Source organism: Roseateles oligotrophus, assembly GCF_014204525.1.
In the GTDB taxonomy this organism is placed as follows: domain Bacteria; phylum Pseudomonadota; class Gammaproteobacteria; order Burkholderiales; family Burkholderiaceae_C; genus Paucibacter_A; species Paucibacter_A oligotrophus_A.
On record NZ_JACHLP010000008.1, the window covers coordinates 38693 to 54591 of the forward strand.

General features: G+C 64.7%; 16 protein-coding genes. 9 read left to right on the forward strand and 7 right to left on the reverse strand.

What is annotated here, in order from left to right; translation table 11 throughout:
* Window positions 1–41 precede the first annotated feature (41 nt).
* Window positions 42–761, reverse strand: coding sequence for an HTH-type transcriptional repressor FabR (gene fabR / locus HNP55_RS18610; protein ID WP_184302843.1), 720 nt, complete (start codon window positions 759–761; stop codon window positions 42–44).
* A 188-nt stretch (window positions 762–949) separates the two neighbouring features.
* On the opposite strand from fabR, the gene HNP55_RS18615 reads away from it, so the two are divergent.
* Entirely contained in the window at window positions 950–1990 is a 1041-nt protein-coding gene (locus tag HNP55_RS18615) for a ferredoxin reductase (protein WP_221439678.1), read from the forward strand.
* A gap of 2 nt (window positions 1991–1992) precedes the next feature.
* Window positions 1993–3102, forward strand: a complete 1110-nt coding sequence (locus HNP55_RS18620; protein WP_184302847.1) for a fatty acid desaturase family protein — start codon at window positions 1993–1995, stop codon at window positions 3100–3102.
* Window positions 3103–3139: 37 nt separating this feature from the next.
* Here the strand turns inward: HNP55_RS18620 and HNP55_RS18625 are convergent, their stop codons facing one another.
* Complete coding sequence (locus HNP55_RS18625) at window positions 3140–4108, reverse strand: helix-turn-helix domain-containing protein (protein ID WP_184302850.1); 969 nt, start codon at window positions 4106–4108, stop codon at window positions 3140–3142.
* A 101-nt stretch (window positions 4109–4209) separates the two neighbouring features.
* On the opposite strand from HNP55_RS18625, the gene HNP55_RS18630 reads away from it, so the two are divergent.
* Entirely contained in the window at window positions 4210–4752 is a 543-nt protein-coding gene (locus HNP55_RS18630; RefSeq protein WP_184302852.1) for a cysteine hydrolase family protein, read from the forward strand.
* Between the two features lie 21 nt (window positions 4753–4773).
* On the opposite strand, the gene HNP55_RS18635 is transcribed toward HNP55_RS18630, so the two are convergent.
* Entirely contained in the window at window positions 4774–6789 is a 2016-nt protein-coding gene (locus tag HNP55_RS18635) for an SDR family oxidoreductase (protein WP_184302855.1), read from the reverse strand.
* Window positions 6790–7030: 241 nt separating this feature from the next.
* On the opposite strand from HNP55_RS18635, the gene HNP55_RS18640 reads away from it, so the two are divergent.
* On the forward strand, window positions 7031–7822 hold the full coding sequence (locus HNP55_RS18640; RefSeq protein WP_184302858.1) for a phasin family protein: 792 nt from the start codon (window positions 7031–7033) through the stop codon (window positions 7820–7822).
* A 72-nt stretch (window positions 7823–7894) separates the two neighbouring features.
* Here the strand turns inward: HNP55_RS18640 and HNP55_RS18645 are convergent, their stop codons facing one another.
* Together HNP55_RS18645 and HNP55_RS18650 are read right to left on the reverse strand one after the other, a co-directional pair.
* Window positions 7895–9394, reverse strand: coding sequence for a carboxypeptidase M32 (locus tag HNP55_RS18645; RefSeq protein WP_246448532.1), 1500 nt, complete (start codon window positions 9392–9394; stop codon window positions 7895–7897).
* 75 nt (window positions 9395–9469) lie between these two features.
* Window positions 9470–9955, reverse strand: a complete 486-nt coding sequence (locus tag HNP55_RS18650) for a YqaA family protein (RefSeq protein WP_246448533.1) — start codon at window positions 9953–9955, stop codon at window positions 9470–9472.
* A gap of 139 nt (window positions 9956–10094) precedes the next feature.
* Here HNP55_RS18650 and dusB point away from each other — a divergent pair, with 139 nt between their 5' ends.
* The 3 genes from dusB to purH all read left to right on the forward strand — a co-directional run bounded on the left by dusB (window position 10095) and on the right by purH (window position 13090).
* On the forward strand, window positions 10095–11174 hold the full coding sequence (gene dusB / locus HNP55_RS18655) for a tRNA dihydrouridine synthase DusB (protein ID WP_409993757.1): 1080 nt from the start codon (window positions 10095–10097) through the stop codon (window positions 11172–11174).
* 10 nt (window positions 11175–11184) lie between these two features.
* Window positions 11185–11418, forward strand: coding sequence for a helix-turn-helix domain-containing protein (locus tag HNP55_RS18660; protein ID WP_184302863.1), 234 nt, complete (start codon window positions 11185–11187; stop codon window positions 11416–11418).
* Between the two features lie 79 nt (window positions 11419–11497).
* On the forward strand, window positions 11498–13090 hold the full coding sequence (gene purH, locus HNP55_RS18665; protein ID WP_184302866.1) for a bifunctional phosphoribosylaminoimidazolecarboxamide formyltransferase/IMP cyclohydrolase: 1593 nt from the start codon (window positions 11498–11500) through the stop codon (window positions 13088–13090).
* 116 nt (window positions 13091–13206) lie between these two features.
* On the opposite strand, the gene HNP55_RS18670 is transcribed toward purH, so the two are convergent.
* Both HNP55_RS18670 and HNP55_RS24875 read right to left on the reverse strand, forming a co-directional pair.
* Window positions 13207–13629, reverse strand: coding sequence for a hypothetical protein (locus tag HNP55_RS18670; RefSeq protein ID WP_184302869.1), 423 nt, complete (start codon window positions 13627–13629; stop codon window positions 13207–13209).
* Window positions 13630–13745: 116 nt separating this feature from the next.
* Entirely contained in the window at window positions 13746–14261 is a 516-nt protein-coding gene (locus tag HNP55_RS24875; protein WP_221439679.1) for an RES family NAD+ phosphorylase, read from the reverse strand.
* Between the two features lie 669 nt (window positions 14262–14930).
* Here HNP55_RS24875 and HNP55_RS18680 point away from each other — a divergent pair.
* Both HNP55_RS18680 and HNP55_RS18685 read left to right on the forward strand, forming a co-directional pair.
* Window positions 14931–15221 carry a DUF2277 domain-containing protein gene (locus HNP55_RS18680; RefSeq protein ID WP_184302874.1) on the forward strand — a complete coding sequence of 97 codons (291 nt, stop codon included), beginning with the start codon at window positions 14931–14933 and terminating at the stop codon, window positions 15219–15221.
* Window positions 15218–15859 carry a LysE family translocator gene (locus HNP55_RS18685; RefSeq protein ID WP_184302877.1) on the forward strand — a complete coding sequence of 214 codons (642 nt, stop codon included), beginning with the start codon at window positions 15218–15220 and terminating at the stop codon, window positions 15857–15859. Before HNP55_RS18680 ends, HNP55_RS18685 begins: the two co-directional genes overlap by 4 nt.
* Window positions 15860–15899 lie beyond the last annotated feature (40 nt).

The window sequence follows — 15899 nt, forward strand, 5'->3', positions numbered from 1 at the left end:
GAGCGTAGCGGAATGCGGCCGGGCGCGTTGGCGAGCGGCGTTTAGACCTTGTCCAGCGCCAGATCGGGCGAGCCCACGACGGCCATGGTCTGTGTGCCGGTGACGATCATGCGCACCATGACGACCAGTTGCTCGGTCAGCTCGGGCAGCTTGTCGTGCGGCATGTCCATGGCGGTGGAGCCGATGGCGAAGACCAGGCGGGTGATGGCCTTGGCCGTCAGCGCGGGCTCATACAGGCCGGTGCCATTGATCTGGGCGATGCGGATCAGGTCCTGGCGCAGCTCTTCCTCGAAAAAACCCAGCTGCCGGTCCACCGCCTGTTTGAAGGCGTCCGAACCCACCGTGCCCTCGCGCAGCAGGATGTGCAGCAGCAGATCGTCCGAGCGCAGCTGGTCCATAAAGGCCTGCACGGCGCTGCGCACCACGCTGGAGCCGCCGTTGGAGCGCCGCCTGGCCTCGCCGATGATGTCGCGCAAGGACTGGCCGGCCAGATCGATCAAGGCCACGGCCAGCTCGTCCATATCGCGGAACTGGCGGTAAAAGCTGTTCGGCGCGATGCCGGCCTCGCGGGCGACCTCGCGCAGGCTCAGAGACGAAACGCTGCGGTGCGGGCCCACCAGCTTGAGCGCCGCCTGGATGATGTCGCCCCGGGTGATCAAGGCCTTGCGGCCAGGACCGGCGGTGGCCACCTGCGACTCGGGCACTTCGACCGGGTCGGCGAGCTCATCAACAGAAAGAACGGGCGCTAGCAATTGAGTCATTGGCGAGAGGCGGATGAGCCCACATCATAGCCAAAAAATAATTGATATACATCTGTATATATATTTGTATGCGCATGCATATAATCGAGCCAGTCCAGCGCCCTTCCTCTGGACGGAGTGTTTTTGTGAGTGCCATGACGACCGCTTTCGCTAACCCCTCTGCCTCAGCCAAACGGCCAGCGCCCAGCTTGCTACGCCGCTGGGCCCAGCCCTTTGTCGACCCCGCCGTGTTTGACTATTGGGCCAGCCACATCAACCCCTTGTGGACCTGGGAGCGCCCGCTGGCGCGCGTGGTGGGGCGTGAGGAGGCGGCCGCCGGCTCCGTGACCCTGGTCCTGCAGCCCAATCGTCACTGGAAGGGCTTCACACCCGGCCAGCATCTGCATATCGGCGCCGAGATCCAGGGCCGCCGCATCACCCGCTCCTACAGCCTCAGCGATATTCCGCGCGCCGATGGCCGCATCGCCATCACCGTTCAAAAAGTGGACGGCGGCCAGCTCTCCACCCATCTGTGCAACCAGACCCGGGTCGGCGATGTGCTGGAGCTGGCGCCGGCCTTTGGCGATCTGGTCTTGCCCAAGACCTTGTCGGGCAGCCTGCTGCTGCTGGCCGCGGGCAGTGGCATCACGCCGCTGATGAGCCTGACCCGCGCCCTGGCGGCGCAAAACATGCCTAGGCCCCTGACCCTGATCTACTGGGTCAAGACCACGCCCCAAGCCTGCTTTGTGGCCGAGCTGCAAGCCCTGGCGCAGCGTTTCAATAACTTCAAATTTCAGCTGATCGCCACCCAGGAAGGCGGCCAGCGCATCCATGCCGAACAGCTCTCCGCCAGCCTGAGCGATGACCTGCACGCCCTGGCCTGCGGCCCCGGCGGCTTTGCGCAGACAGCGCGCGAGCTGCTGGCCGACCGGGCCCAGAGCTTCAAGGCCGAGGCCTTCACGCCCGCCGTGCCGCTCAACACCGACAGCAAGCACCAGGTCAAGGTGGAGCTGCGCCGCTCCGGCCGCACGCTGGAGGTGGCCTCCGGCGTCCCCCTGCTGCTGGCCCTGGAAGCACAAGGCCTGCGGCCCCAATCGGGTTGCCGCATGGGCATCTGCCACAGCTGCGTGTGCACCAAGCACGAGGGCCTGGCCGAAGACATCAACACCGGCGAGCGTTGCAGCGAGCCCGAGGCCGCGATCCGCATCTGCGTGAGCCGCGCCTGTACCGATATCAGCCTAGACCTCTGAATATGAACAAGTCACTGACCCGCAATCTGAGCAACCAGGAGCTGGAGCAATTCGGCGCCGAAATCGACGCCTTGCGCGCCCGCACCGTGGCCGATCTGGGCGAGCGCGACGCGCGCTATATCCGCAATATCTTCAAGACCGTGCGCTGGACCGAGTTGGTCGGCCGCGCGCTCCTGATGATCGGCGCCTTCCTGCCCACGCCCTGGATGATTGGTTTTTGGATCACCGGTGCGCTGAGCCTGGGTCTGTCCAAGATTCTCGACAATATGGAGCTGGGCCATAACGTCATCCACGGCCAGTTCGACTGGATGGGCGACCCCAAGTTCCAGGGCAAGAGCTTCGAGTGGGACATCGTCGGCACCAGCGAAAACTGGCGCAAGACCCACAACTTCCGCCACCACACCTACACCAATATCCACGGCCTGGACGACGATATCGGCTACGGCCTGCTGCGCCTGTTCCCCGAGCAGAAGTGGAGCCCGCTGGCCCTGATCCAGCCCATCGTCGCGGTGTTCTTCGCCCTGCTGTTCCAGTGGGGTGTGGCGATCCAGAATCTGCCCAAGGGCGGCTATTTCGGCAAGCACGGCAAGGCCGCGCGCAAGGAGGTGAAGCTGGCCGCCCGCAAGGTCTCTCACCAGCTGATCAAGGACTATCTGATCTTCCCGGCGCTGGCCGGCCCCGGCTTCCTGGTCGTGCTAACGGGCAATCTGCTCGCCAATATGCTGCGCAACGTCTGGACCTACACCATCATCTTCTGCGGCCACTTCACCACCGAGGTCGAGACCTTCCACCGCAATGTGCTGAAGAACGAGACCCGCGCCCACTGGTACTGGCGCCAGATCCGCGGCTCCAGCAATCTGGCCGGCGGCTTTGTGCTGAACACGCTGTCGGGCAATCTGAGCCACCAGATCGAGCACCACCTCTTCCCCGATGTGCCGGCCAACCGCTATGTGGAGATGGCACCGGTGGTGCGCGACATCTGCCGCCGCTACGGCGTGCACTACAACACCGGCTCGCTGCCCAAGCAGTTCGGCCAGGTGGTCTGGCGCATCCTGCGCCACAGCTTCCCCAGCCGCCCCAGCCGCGCCCGCGTGGCCAGCTTGCAAAGCTGATGTCCAAGGCCCCTCGGGGCCTTTTTTCATGGGCGCCTCAGGCGGCCCTGAAGCTGCGCCGCCAGGCGCTGGGCGAGACGGCAAAAGCCTTGTGGAAATGCAGGCGCAGCGAGGCCGCCGAACCAAAACCGGCCTGCGCCGCCACGACTTCCACGGACTGATCACCCCCCTCCAGCAAACGCTGGCAATAGCTCAGGCGCTCACGCAGCAGCCATTCGCCCACCGTGCTGCCCGTCAGCTGCTGGAAATGCCGGGTGAAGCTGCGCCGACTCATCAAGGCCCGCGCCGCCAGGCTGTCCAGGCTGTGCGGCTGATCCAGCTTGGCCCGTACCTCGTCCAGCAAGGCCGATAGCTTGGACTCACGCGCCCGCAGCGGCACGGCCTGTTCGATGTACTGGGCCTGGCCGCCCTGACGATGCGGCGGCACGACCAGGCGCCGCGCCACCGAATTGGCCAACTGGCTGCCGCAGCGGCGGCGCAGCAGATGCAGGCAGGCGTCGATGCCCGCGGCCGTACCGGCCGAGGTCAAGACCTGACCCTCCTCGATATACAGCACATCCACCTCCACCGCGATCTGTGGAAAGCGCCGGGCAAAGTCCTGGGCATAGGCCCAATGGGTGGTGGCGCGGCAACCCGCCAGCAGACCGGCCTCGGCCAGCACATAAGCACCCAGGCAAAGCCCCACGATCTGGGCACCGCGCCGGTGCGCGGCCTGCAAGGCCTTCAGCAGCGCCGCCGGCACCGCTTCGCCGGGGTCGCGCCAGCTGGGCACGATGACGATATCGGCCCGGCGCAGCACCGCCAGGCCGAAGTCCGGCTGCAGCGCAAAACCCGCCGTGCTGCGCAAGCGCCCGGGCTCGGCGGCGCAGACCCGCACATCAAAGGCCGGCACACCCGCCTGCGCCTCGCCAAACACCGCACAGGGCACGGCGAGATGAAAGGCGCTGATCTGGTCAAAAGCCAGCACGGCGACGATGGGCAAGGCGGGGCGGGCAGCTGAAGACATTGGCCCGATCTTAGCGATTGTTGTCACTCGGGCCACTCGCCGAATCGAGGCCCCAGGCCAACAATGAAGTCCTCATTTCAACGAACCCAGCGATCCAAACCATGACCCATACAGCGCCCCAGCCCCGTACCGCCCTGCTGCTCATCGACGTCCAGATGGACTACTTCCCCGGCGGCCTCTTCCCGCTATGGCAAGCCGAGGCCACGCTGAGCCGCAGCCTGGCCGCCATGCAGCGCGCCCGCGAACTGGGCCTGCCCATCGTGCTGGTCCAGCATGTGGCCGACCCCGCCAAAGGCCCCGCCCCCTTCTTCAACGCGGGCAGCACCGGCGTGGCCTTGCATCCGGCCGTGCTGGCCGCCGCCGGCCCCGAGCCCCTCATCGTGAGCAAGCGCTTTGCCGACAGCTTCGAGGGCACGACGCTGGAGGCCACGCTGAGCGGCCTGGGCGTCGAAGCGCTGCTGGTCGCCGGCATGATGACGCAGAACTGCGTGGTCTTCACCGCCCTCTCCAAGGCGGCCGAGAAGTACCGGGTGCAGATCCTGCCGGACTGCTGCACCACCGTCAGCGAAATGATTCACAAGATCGCGCTCAGCGGTGTGTCGACCCGGGTCCAGCTGACACCTAGCGAAGAAGCCCTGGCCTGAGGAAGCGCCGAGCGGACAAGCTCAGAAATGAATCCCCTTCATCATCTGCTGCAGGGCGATGGCCTCGGGCGAAAGCTGGGGCCGGCCGCCGCCCTTGGCCGCCTTGTCGCCCTTGGCCGCCTCGCTGTCCGGGAACATGCGGAAGCTGGTGTTCATGACGATCTGCGCCACCCGCGGCATCAGCGCATGCATCAGCTCGCCGGTGATGCCTAACCTCGTGGCGATGCGGACGGGCTTGGCAATGCAGGCCTCGGCAATCATGTCGGCCGCCTCCTCGGGGCTCAGCGTGGGCACATTGTTGTAGATCTGGGTCGGCGCAATCATGGGCGTGCGCACCAGCGGCATATTGATGGTGGTGAAGGTGATGCCTTGGTCGGCAAACTCGGAGGAGGCGCAGCGCGTCCAGGCATCCAGCGCGGCCTTGGAGGCCACATAGGCCGAGAAGCGCGGCGCATTCGTCAGCACGCCGATGCTGGAGATGTTCACCACATGGCCGCGCCGCTTGGCCACCATGCCGGGCAGCAAGCCCATGGTGACGCGCAGGCAGCCGAAGTAGTTCAGCTGCATGGTGCGTTCGTAGTCGTGGAAGCGGTCATAACTGCCCTCGATGGCGCGGCGTATGGAGCGGCCGGCATTGTTGATGAGGAAATCCACGCCGCCGAAATTGTCGGCGATCCAGGCCATCATCTCGGCGCAGCTCTGCTCGTTGGCGATATCGGCCGAGTAGCTATGCACCCGGGCCTGGGCGCCGGCGGCGGCGCGGATCTGCTGCAGCGCCTCGGTCAGCTTGACCTCGTCGCGCGCGCAGATCAGCGTGATGGCGCCAGCCTCGGCGAACTTGATGGCCGCCGCCAGGCCTATGCCCGAAGAGCCTCCCGTCACCAGCACCACCTTGCCCGCCACCGTGCCGCGCAGGCTGCGGTCGATGAAGAGGGCCGGGTCCAGATGGCGCTCCCAGTAGTCCCACAAGCGCCAGGCGTAATCGTGCAGATTCGGGCAGGCAATGCCCGAACCCTTCAGCGCCGCCTCGGTGTCGCGGCAGTCGAAACGGGTGGGGTAGTTGATGAAGGTGAGCATGTCATCGGGCAGGCCCAGGTCCTTCATCACCGCCTGGCGGATGCGCCGCACCGGCGCCAGCGCCATCAGCCCCTTCTTGACACTCTTGGGGATGAAGCCCAGCAAGGCCGCGTTGATGAAGAGATTCATCTTGGGCGCGTGGGCGGCCTTGGAGAAGATGTCCAGCACATCGCCGACGCGGTAGCCCACCGGGTCGACCAGGTGGAAGCAGGCGCCGCTCTTGCGCTGCTGATGGCTGATGTGCTCCAGCGCATCCACCACAAAGTCCACCGGCACGATATTGACCCGCCCGCCCTCCAGGCCGATGGCCGGCATCCAGGGCGGCAGGATCTGGCGCAGGCGCTGGATGGGTTTGAAGAAGTAGTAGGGGCCGTCGATCTTGTCCATCTCGCCGGTCCGGGAGTCGCCCACCACCATGGCCGGGCGGTACACCGTCCAGGGCTTTTTGCACTCCTTGCGCACGATTTTTTCGCTCTCGTGCTTGCTCATGAAGTAAGGGTGGTCCAGGCCCTCCGCCTCGCTGAACATATCCTCGCGGAACACGCCCTCGTACAGGCCGGCCGCGGCGATGGACGAGACATGGTGCACATGGCCCGCATCCACCGCCTGGGCGAACTCCAGCATGCTGCGGGTGCCGTCGATATTGGCCCGCAGCTGCGATTCCTCGTCGGCCTTCAGGTCGTAGACGGCGGCCAGGTGGTAAACGTGATCGATCTGGCCCTTGAGGCGCTTGAGGTCCTCGGCGCCGACCCCCAGCTTCTTGCCGATCAGATCGCCAAAGACAGGCACGGCCCGGGTCTTGGCATTCTTGCCCAGGCCCCAGAACTCCAACAGCTCGGGCAGCTTGTCCCGGCTTTCTTCGCGCAGTAGAAAGTGCACCGTGCTGCCACGGCGGGCCAGTAGTTTCTTCACCAGGCGTTTGCCGATAAAGCCGGTGGCTCCAGTCACGAAATACTGCATTGCAATCTCCTGTTGTTTGAATTTGCGCTGCGATTCTTGACCATCCGTAGCAGCACGCCCCCCGCGCTTACCCGCAGTTGCCGGGCCAGGGCGCGAGCCCGCCAATAGGTAGAGGGCACAGCCTAGGAAGTACCGATGCACAGAAGGCAGCGCTGGCTCTATAGTGAGGCAAGCGCCCGCAAAGACGGGCGGCACGAGTCAAACAAAGCACGGCAAATTGTCATCACAAAGGACTGAGAACATGGTCAAGAAGCTTCAGAAAATGGCGGCTAAAAAGAACACGGCGGCTAACGGCTCCTTGGGTGCTGCCTTTGGCTCTGCCATCCCCGCAGGCCTGCTGGACAGCCAACTGGCCCAGAACATCAAGGACTCCGCCCAGCAGATCTGGGCGGCCGGCCTGGGTGCCTTCTCCAAGGCCCAGGGCGAAGGCGGCAAGGTGTTTGAAGCCCTGGTCAAGGAAGGCGTCCATCTGCAGAAGAAGACCCAATCCGCCGCCGAAGACAAGCTCGGCGCCATGGCCAGCAAAATGAGCGGCATGGCCGGCGACGTCGGCAGCAAGGCCGGCCAGCATTGGGACAAGCTGGAGAACCTGTTTGAAGAGCGCGTCGCCCGTGCCTTGAAGCGTTTGGGCGTGCCTTCGGCCAAGGAGGTGAACGAGCTGATCGAACGCCTGAACGCCCTGAGCGATCACCTGGATCTGCCCAAGGCAAAGCCCGCCAAGCCCGTCAAGGCGGCGGCCAAAAAGGCCAGCAAGCCAGCACCCAAGGCGGCTGCCAAGCCCGCGGCAAAAAAGGCGGCCCCCAAGGCCGCCAGCGCCACACCCAAGTCGCCCTTCAAGACGGCGAGCAAGGCCGCAAGCAAGACCGCCAGCGCCCCGGCCGCCGCCAAGAAGGCGTTAAGCCAGGCCGTCAAAGCGGCCAAGCCCGCCGCCAAGGCCATCAAGGCCGCAGCAGCCCCGGCGGCCAAGAAGGCCCCGGCCAGAAAGGCCGCCGCCCCCAAGCTGGAGGCCAAGATCGAAACCACCCAGGCCTGAGGCCTGCCCGCTCAACCTCAGCCAGCCCTCGCCCAAAGAGGGCTGGCGCGTGAGCGGTAGCGCCCGCCTCGCTCAGCCCAAATAGCGGGACTGCAGATGCGCCTTGAAATGCGCCGGGTTCAGCGGCTCGCCGCTGGCGCGGCGCACCAGCTCGGGCGTCTCGTAGCGGCTGGCCTGCAGCCAGATGTTTTGCTTGAGCCAGTCGAACACCGGGGCCAGATTGCCGGCGCCGATTTGCGCGTCCAGATCCGGCATGGCGCGGCGCATGGCGGCAAACCACTGGGCGGCATACATGGCGCCCAAGGTGTAGCAGGGGAAGTAGCCGACCAGGCCGCAGCCCCAGTGCACATCCTGCATGCAGCCATCCTTGAAATTGCCGCGGGTGTCCAGGCCCAGCAGCTCCATCATCTTGGCGTCCCACAGGGCGGGGATGTCATCGCACTCGATCTGGCCTTCGATCAGGGCACGCTCGATTTCAAAGCGCAGGATGATGTGGGCGGGGTAGGTCACCTCGTCGGCGTCGACACGGATCAGGCCCGGATTCACCCGGGTCAGCAGGCCATGCACATTGCCGGCCTCGAAAGCGGGCTGGGCCCCGAAGTGCTGGTTCAGCAGCGGGCTCAAGAGCTTGGCGAAAGCGGGGTGGCTGCCCAGCTGCATCTCGAAGCTGAGCGACTGGCTCTCGTGCAAGCCCATGGAGCGCGCCTCTGACAAGGGCTGGCCCAGCCATTCGCGCGGACGGTTCTGCTCGTAGCGGCCATGGCCGGTTTCGTGGATGGTGCCCATCAGGCTGGGCAGGAAGTTGTCCTCGCGGTAGCGCGTGGTCATGCGCACGTCTTCGGGCACGCCGCCGCAAAACGGGTGGGCGCTCTCGTCCAGACGGCCGGCTTCAAAATCAAAACCCATCAAGCGCATGGCATCCAGGCCCAGGGCGCGCTGGGCGGTCTTGGAGAAGCTGCCCACCGGCTCCCGCACCGTTTCAGTGGCCTGCTTGGCGCGCACGTTCTGGATCAGCGCCGGCAGCCAGCTGCGCAGATCGCCGAACACGCGGTCCACCTCGGCACTGCGCATGCCGGGTTCGTACTGATCCATCAGCGCGTCATAACGGGACAAACCCGTGGAGTCGGCCAGATAGTTCGCCTCTTCGCGCGCCAGCTTGATGACCTCGCGCAGATTGGGCAGATAACCCGTCCAGTCATTCGCCTGGCGCTGGCCGCGCCAGGCATGCTCGCAGCGCGAGCCGGCCAGGGACTTGGCCTCCACCAGCTCCTGCGGCAAGGCATTGGAGGCGCGCCAGACGCGCCGCATCTCACGCAGATTGGCGCGCTGGTCGGCGTCCAGCGGCTCTTGCTCGGCGGCGTCCAGCAGGGCTTTCAGCGCCGGTTCGGTGGCCAGTTGGTGCAGCAGGCCGCCCATCTCGGCCAGGGCCAGGGAGCGGGCCTCATTGCCCTTGGCGGGCATATTGGCCGACTGATCCCATTCGGCGATCGACTTCAGGTGGGTCAGATGGTGCAGGCGCTGGTGGCGCTTGTGCAGTTCGGCATAGGCGCTGGGCATGGCTTGGGTATTCATGATGAGGCGGGTGCTTGTGGCAATGGATGCAGGCCTGCATTGTCATCGCATGGCCATGGGCCAAAGCCTCCCCCATCAGGGGGGAAATACCCAGACCAGGGCCGCCGTCATCAGCACATAGCGAAAAAATTTACCCACGGCCATATAGGCCAGGCAAGGCCAGAAAGGCAGTTTGAGCCAGCCGGCCACGGCGCACAGGGGGTCGCCCACCACTGGCAGCCAGCTCAGCAAGCAGGCCTTGGCGCCGAAGCGGCTCAGCCAATCGAGCGCGCGCGGGTTCGGCGGCTTTTTGTGGCGCGCATGTTCGTAAGCGGCTTCGGCGCCATAACCCATCCACCAGCTGATGGCACCGCCCAGGGTATTGCCCAGGGTGGCGACCAGAATCGCCGGCCAGAACATGCTGGGGTCGGACTTGACCAGCAGAAACACCGCCGGCTCCGAGCCCAGGGGCAGCAAGGTGGCCGAGACCAGGGCCACCAGGAAGACTGCGGCCAGGCCCACCTTGGGCAGGGCCAGGGCGGCCAAGAGGGCAAGAATGCCCGACTCCAGAAACTTCTCCATGGCGGGCATTATCGGCAAGGCCGGCTGGCTTATACTATTGCCTCATTTTTGGGCAAACGCCCAAATTCAGCGGTTTCTTCAGCGGCCCAAGGCCGCCCCCTCCCAGCTTCCCCTTCCCATGACTCCCGCCCTGCCGTCTTTGCGGATCGGCCCCCACGCTCTTGCCAATCATTTGTTTGTGGCGCCCATGGCCGGCGTCACGGATCGGCCCTTCCGCCAGCTCTGCCGCCGCATGGGCGCGGGCTACGCGGTGAGCGAGATGGTGACCTCGCGCAAAGACCTGTGGCACAGCCTGAAGACCTCGCGCCGCGCCAACCACGAGGGCGAGCAAGGCCCCATCGCCGTTCAGATTGCCGGCACCGACGCGCCCATGATGGCCGAGGCCGCAGCCTACAACATCGCCCGCGGCGCCCAGATCATCGACATCAATATGGGCTGCCCGGCCAAAAAGGTGTGCAGCAAATGGGCCGGCTCGGCCCTGATGCAGGATGAGCCCCTGGCGCTGCAGATCGTCGAGGCCGTGGTGGCCGCCGCCGCCCCGCAAGGCGTGCCGGTGACGCTGAAGATGCGCACCGGCTGGTGCGAGAGCGAGAAGAACGCCGTGCGCATCGCCCGGGGCGCCGAGCAGGCCGGCGTGGCCATGGTCACCGTGCATGGCCGCACCCGCGAGCAAGGCTATAAAGGCGCGGCCGAGTACGCCACTATCGCCGCCGTCAAGGCCGCCCTGAGCATCCCGGTGGTGGCCAATGGCGATATCGATTCGCCGCAAAAAGCCCACGAGGTGCTGGCCCTGACCGGCGCCGATGCCATCATGATCGGCCGCGCCGCCCAGGGCCGGCCCTGGATCTTCCGCGAGATCGCCCATTTTCTGGCGACGGGCCAAGAGCTGCCCGCGCCCACCGTGCAAGAAGCCAGCGACTGGCTGGTGGAACACCTGCTGGAGCATTACAGCCTCTACGGCAGCCTGACGGGCATGCGCACCGCGCGCAAGCACATCGGCTGGGCCGTGCGGGAACTGCCCGGCGGCGAGGACTTCCGCCAAGCCATGAACCGGCTGGAAAGCTGCGAGGCCCAGATCCAGGCCCTGCAGCAATGGTTCGCGACCCTGGGCGCGGACTATGAGCGCTTGCCCTATCTTGCCAAGCGCGCGGCCGCACCAACAATGGCGGCCACAGACCCTGATGATGACGACGATGATCCCAAGCAACAACAAGAGTGAGGCCGCAGGCATGACCCCAAAACCGATAGATGCCTGCGTGCGTGAAAACCTGGAAGTCTATTTCCGTGACCTGGAAGGCGAAGTGCCGCACTCCATGCACGAGATGCTGATCAATCTGGTTGAAAAACCCCTGCTGGAGGTGGTGATGCAACACGCCGCCGGCAACCAGAGCAAGGCGGCCGAATGGCTGGGCATCAACCGCAACACCTTGCGCCGCAAGCTGAGCGACCACAAGCTGCTTTGAGCGCCGCCCCACGATGATCTGGCGGCACCGCCCCGGCAAGCCGGCCGCCCTCCCCACTTTCCTTCCCGAGTAGCAAACCATGTCTCCCAAGCCCAATTTGACCGCCCTGATCTCCGTGTCCGACAAGACCGGCATCCTCGAATTCGCCCAGGCCCTGCACGCCCTGAACGTGCGCCTGCTGTCCACCGGCGGCACGGCCAAGCTGCTGGCCGACGCCGGCCTGCCCGTCACCGAGGTGGCGGACCACACCGGCTTCCCCGAGATGCTGGACGGCCGCGTCAAGACCCTGCACCCCAAGGTCCACGGCGGCCTGCTGGCCCGCCGCGACCTGCCCGAGCACATGGCCGCCGCCGCCCAGCACGGCATCAGCATGATCGACATCCTGGCCGTCAACCTCTACCCCTTTGAAGCCACCGTGGCCAAGCCCGGCTGCACGCTGGAAGACGCGATCGAGAACATCGACATCGGTGGCCCCGCCATGGTGCGCAGCGCCGCCAAGAACTGGAAGGACGTCACCGTGCTGACCGACGCCAGCCAGTACGCGCAAGTGCTGGCCGAGCTGCAGGCCGATGGCCGGACCAGCGACAAGACCCGCTTCGCCGCCTCGGTGGCCGCCTTCAACCGCATCGCCCAATATGACGCTGCGATCAGCAATTACCTGAGCGCACGTACGGAAGCAGGCTCGACGCTGTCCGAATACCCCGGCCAGATGAATAGCAACTTCATCAAGGTGCAAGACCTGCGCTACGGCGAAAACAGCCACCAGACCGCCGCCCTCTACCGCGACCTCTACCCCGCCCCCGGCTCCCTGGTCACCGCCAAGCAGCTGCAAGGCAAGGAGCTGAGCTACAACAATATCGCCGACTCCGACGCCGCCTGGGAATGCGTGAAGAGCTTTGACGTGCCTGCCTGCGTCATCGTCAAGCACGCCAACCCCTGCGGCGTGGCCGTGGCCGCTAACGCGGCCGAGGCCTACGCCAAGGCCTTGCAGACCGACCCCACCAGCGCCTTCGGCGGCATCATCGCCTTCAACCGCGAGGTGGACGGCGCCGCTGCTGCGCACGTCTCCAAGCAATTCGTCGAAGTGCTGATGGCCCCCAGCTTCAGCGCCGAGGCGCTGGAAATCTTCAAGGCCAAGGTCAATGTGCGCCTGCTGCAGATCGACCTGCCTGCCGGTGGCGCCACACCCTGGCAGCAAGGCCGCAACCTGGTCGACAGCAAGCGCATCGGTTCCGGCCTGCTGCTGCAAAGCGCCGACAACCACTTCCTCAAGAAGCAAGACCTGAAGATCGTCACCACCCTGCAGCCCACGGCCCAGCAATTGGATGACCTGATGTTCGCCTGGACCGTGGCCCAGTATGTGAAGAGCAATGCCATCGTCTTCTGCGGCGGCGGCATGACCCTGGGCGTGGGCGCCGGCCAGATGAGCCGGGTCGACTCCACCAAGATCGCCGCCATCAAGGCCGCTAACGCCGGCCTTGAGCTGAAGGGCTCGGTGGTCGCCAGCGACGCCTTCTTCCCCTTCCGCGACGGCGTGGACGTGCTGGCCGATGCCGGCGCCAGCGCCGTCATCCAGCCGGGCGGCTCCATGCGCGACGAAGAAGTGATCGCCGCCGCCAACGAACGCGGCATCGCCATGGTGTTCACGGGCGTGCGGCACTTCCGCCACTGATCGTTCGAGCCCCACAACAAGCAAAGCCGCCGGCGCGATTAGCCCGGCGGCTTTTTTGCGTGGACGGTGACCATAACTCAGCGCTTGAGTGCCGTCGGCGGGTCTGCCCTTAACCGTCAGGCGGCGCCTTTCCATGCACGGAAGAACCCCCAAGCAAGCAGTGCTCCTGCGGGAGCAGCGGAAGCCCAAAGTACGAGCTGCCAAGTTAATACCGGCCTCGGAAATTGCGCGAAGGCCGTAGCAACAAGGAAGACAGCCACGAGGCTAGCCAGCAATTGCCATGAGTGTGTCCTGGCAAGCAGGCACGCGACGAATGCGCCGAGAGTGAAGGCAAGCGCACGGATGACGGCATCCTCACGCCAGAACGACTCTCCCGCAATAAGCACAACAGGACCTTGCCGTCGCATCTCACCAAAGAGCCAGTCAAATGCCACGATGGGCGTCAAGGCACCAATCAACACTTGAGCCCCCAAGGCGACGAGAATTGCCACAAATGTCACGAACCAAGTGGAGCCGGTGAAAAGCGGGGGGGATGACATGGGATAAATAACGTTTAATTTAAGCGCCAACACATGGAAAAGAACACCTGAATAAATGGGTAGACATTTGCTGCCTCATTGCATCTTCAGGCCGCATGTCAATCCACCAACTGCTATTACCCCGAATTGCGGACGTGGACACGCGGACCGTTGCCCTCGTTCCAACGAAACAGAACGAGGTGCCAAAGGCCGGGCCGCTTTCGCGATGGATCAATCAAACCGTTGGCTCCCATTTCGATGAGGCGGTCTCGAACCTTCCAGGATCTCGGGGTGCCTCCAGCGTTGGCAATCTCTTGCCAGGGAGCGATAGCGTCGGACACCTCTATGCCGGCATTTCTCAGTGAGCTTTCGTCACGTAGATCAAAGATTCCAGTAGCCTCGACGTCAATCTCGACAATTTGCAATGAGGAGGGGCGAGCGTCATGATGCGCAATCATTGCTGCTTCGACACCTTCTACCGATGAGCTGAGATAGAGCGTCGGCTCTCCGGATCTCGAATACCTACCTGCCCGTCGAGATCCTGCGATTGCATACCCGGCGAAATTCGGGTCGATGGCCCTGTAGTAGGTACCTCGAAGCAGCGGAGCAAACATGGGTCCGGAAGATGGGCCGGAAAGTGTGATGCGCGACATAGTGCCAAATATAGGCGTACTAAAAAGCAAAGCTTTTGATGGTCCGCTGCAGTGACGGGTTATGCCCCATGGCGTGGCACATAAATACCCCACACACCGTTCGAGAGTTCGGCAGCAGCAAAGCGCGTTGTCTTTTCATTCGAAGTGACCTCGTAAACCCAAGCCTGATGGCGTTCTTGCCGATGCGAAGGGTGCGGAACGACGATGTACTGCTGCTGAGCCCGGCGCCATTTGCTCGCGTGCAGCCATGGATTAATGCCCCCGATAGAGAGGACGCCCTTCCAGCCCGACATGCACTGGATCCCAACCTTCGGTGAAGTCTTCAAGCTGCATAACAAGACTGTCCAATCGCCCCAAATCCACTGCCACCGTCACCCCTGAGAGTGAAGGACAGTTTGTGGGCTCATCGGTGGATTCAATTCTGTGCGCCGCAGATTCGGCTTCTCAACGACTGAGCCGTCTGTTTGCAGCATGGCTCAGCGGCACTATAGCTCGCCTGAAAGGCGCGACCGCCCTTTCAAACACTACCCAACTTCGAAGTACATGGGGTCGGGCATCACCAGAATTCCCAAAGCCCCGCCGAGACAAATCACGCAACAATCACAGCCAACACCGCCGCTCATCGAATCAGCCCGGCGGCCTTTTTTCCGACCCGCGCCTGGAGCCCCCATGTGCCGCAATATCAAAACCCTGTTCAACTTCGCGCCGCCGGCCACCGAGCTGGAGATCCGCGATGCCTCCTTGCAATATGTGCGCAAGCTCAGCGGCTTTGCGGTGCCGAGCAAGGCCAACGAAGCCGCGTTTGAGCAGGCGGTGGCCGAGGTGGCGGCCAGCACCCGCAGGCTGATGCAAGCGCTGCGCACCCAGGCCCCGCCGCGGGATCGGGAGGCCGAGGCGGCCAAGGCCAAGGCGCGCTCTCAGCTACGCTTCGGCACCCTCACCCAGCAGGAAACACAATGATTGTTGATCCCCAGCACTGGCTGCTGTTCGCCGGCGCCGCCTTTCTGATGGCCCTGACCCCGGGGCCGAATATGGTCTACCTGATCTCGCGCTCGCTCTGCCAGGGCTGGCGCGCCGGCCTGACCTCCTGGTTTGGCGTGGTGCTGGGCTTCACCCTGCATATGAGCGCGGCGGCCGTGGGCCTGACGGCGCTCTTCATGGCCGTGCCGCTGGGTTATGAGCTGCTGAAGTTTGCCGGAGCACTTTATCTGGCCTGGCTGGCCTGGGGCGCGCTCAGGCCCGGCGCGCGCTCGCCCTTCGAGGCCCGCGCCTTGCCGGCCGAGTCGCCGCGCAAGCTCTTCGTTATGGGCTTGCTGACCAGTGCGCTCAATCCCAAGGTGGCGGTTTTCTACCTCTCGGTGCTGCCCCAATTCATCTCGCCCGAACGAGGCTCGGTGCTCCTGCAAGGCTTCACGCTGGGCGCCACACAGATGTTCATAGGCTCGGTCGTCAATCTGCTGGTGACCTTGTCGGCCGCCCGCATCGCCCTGTGGTTCGCCAAGAAACCGCTCTGGCTGGGCGTGCAGCGCTACTTCATGGGCCTGGTGCTGGCCGGCCTGGCCCTGCGGCTGCTGCTGGAGCCGCGCCGGAGCATCTGACGGTCCCGCGTTTAGACGCACGGCTCTATCCCCGGGCCAA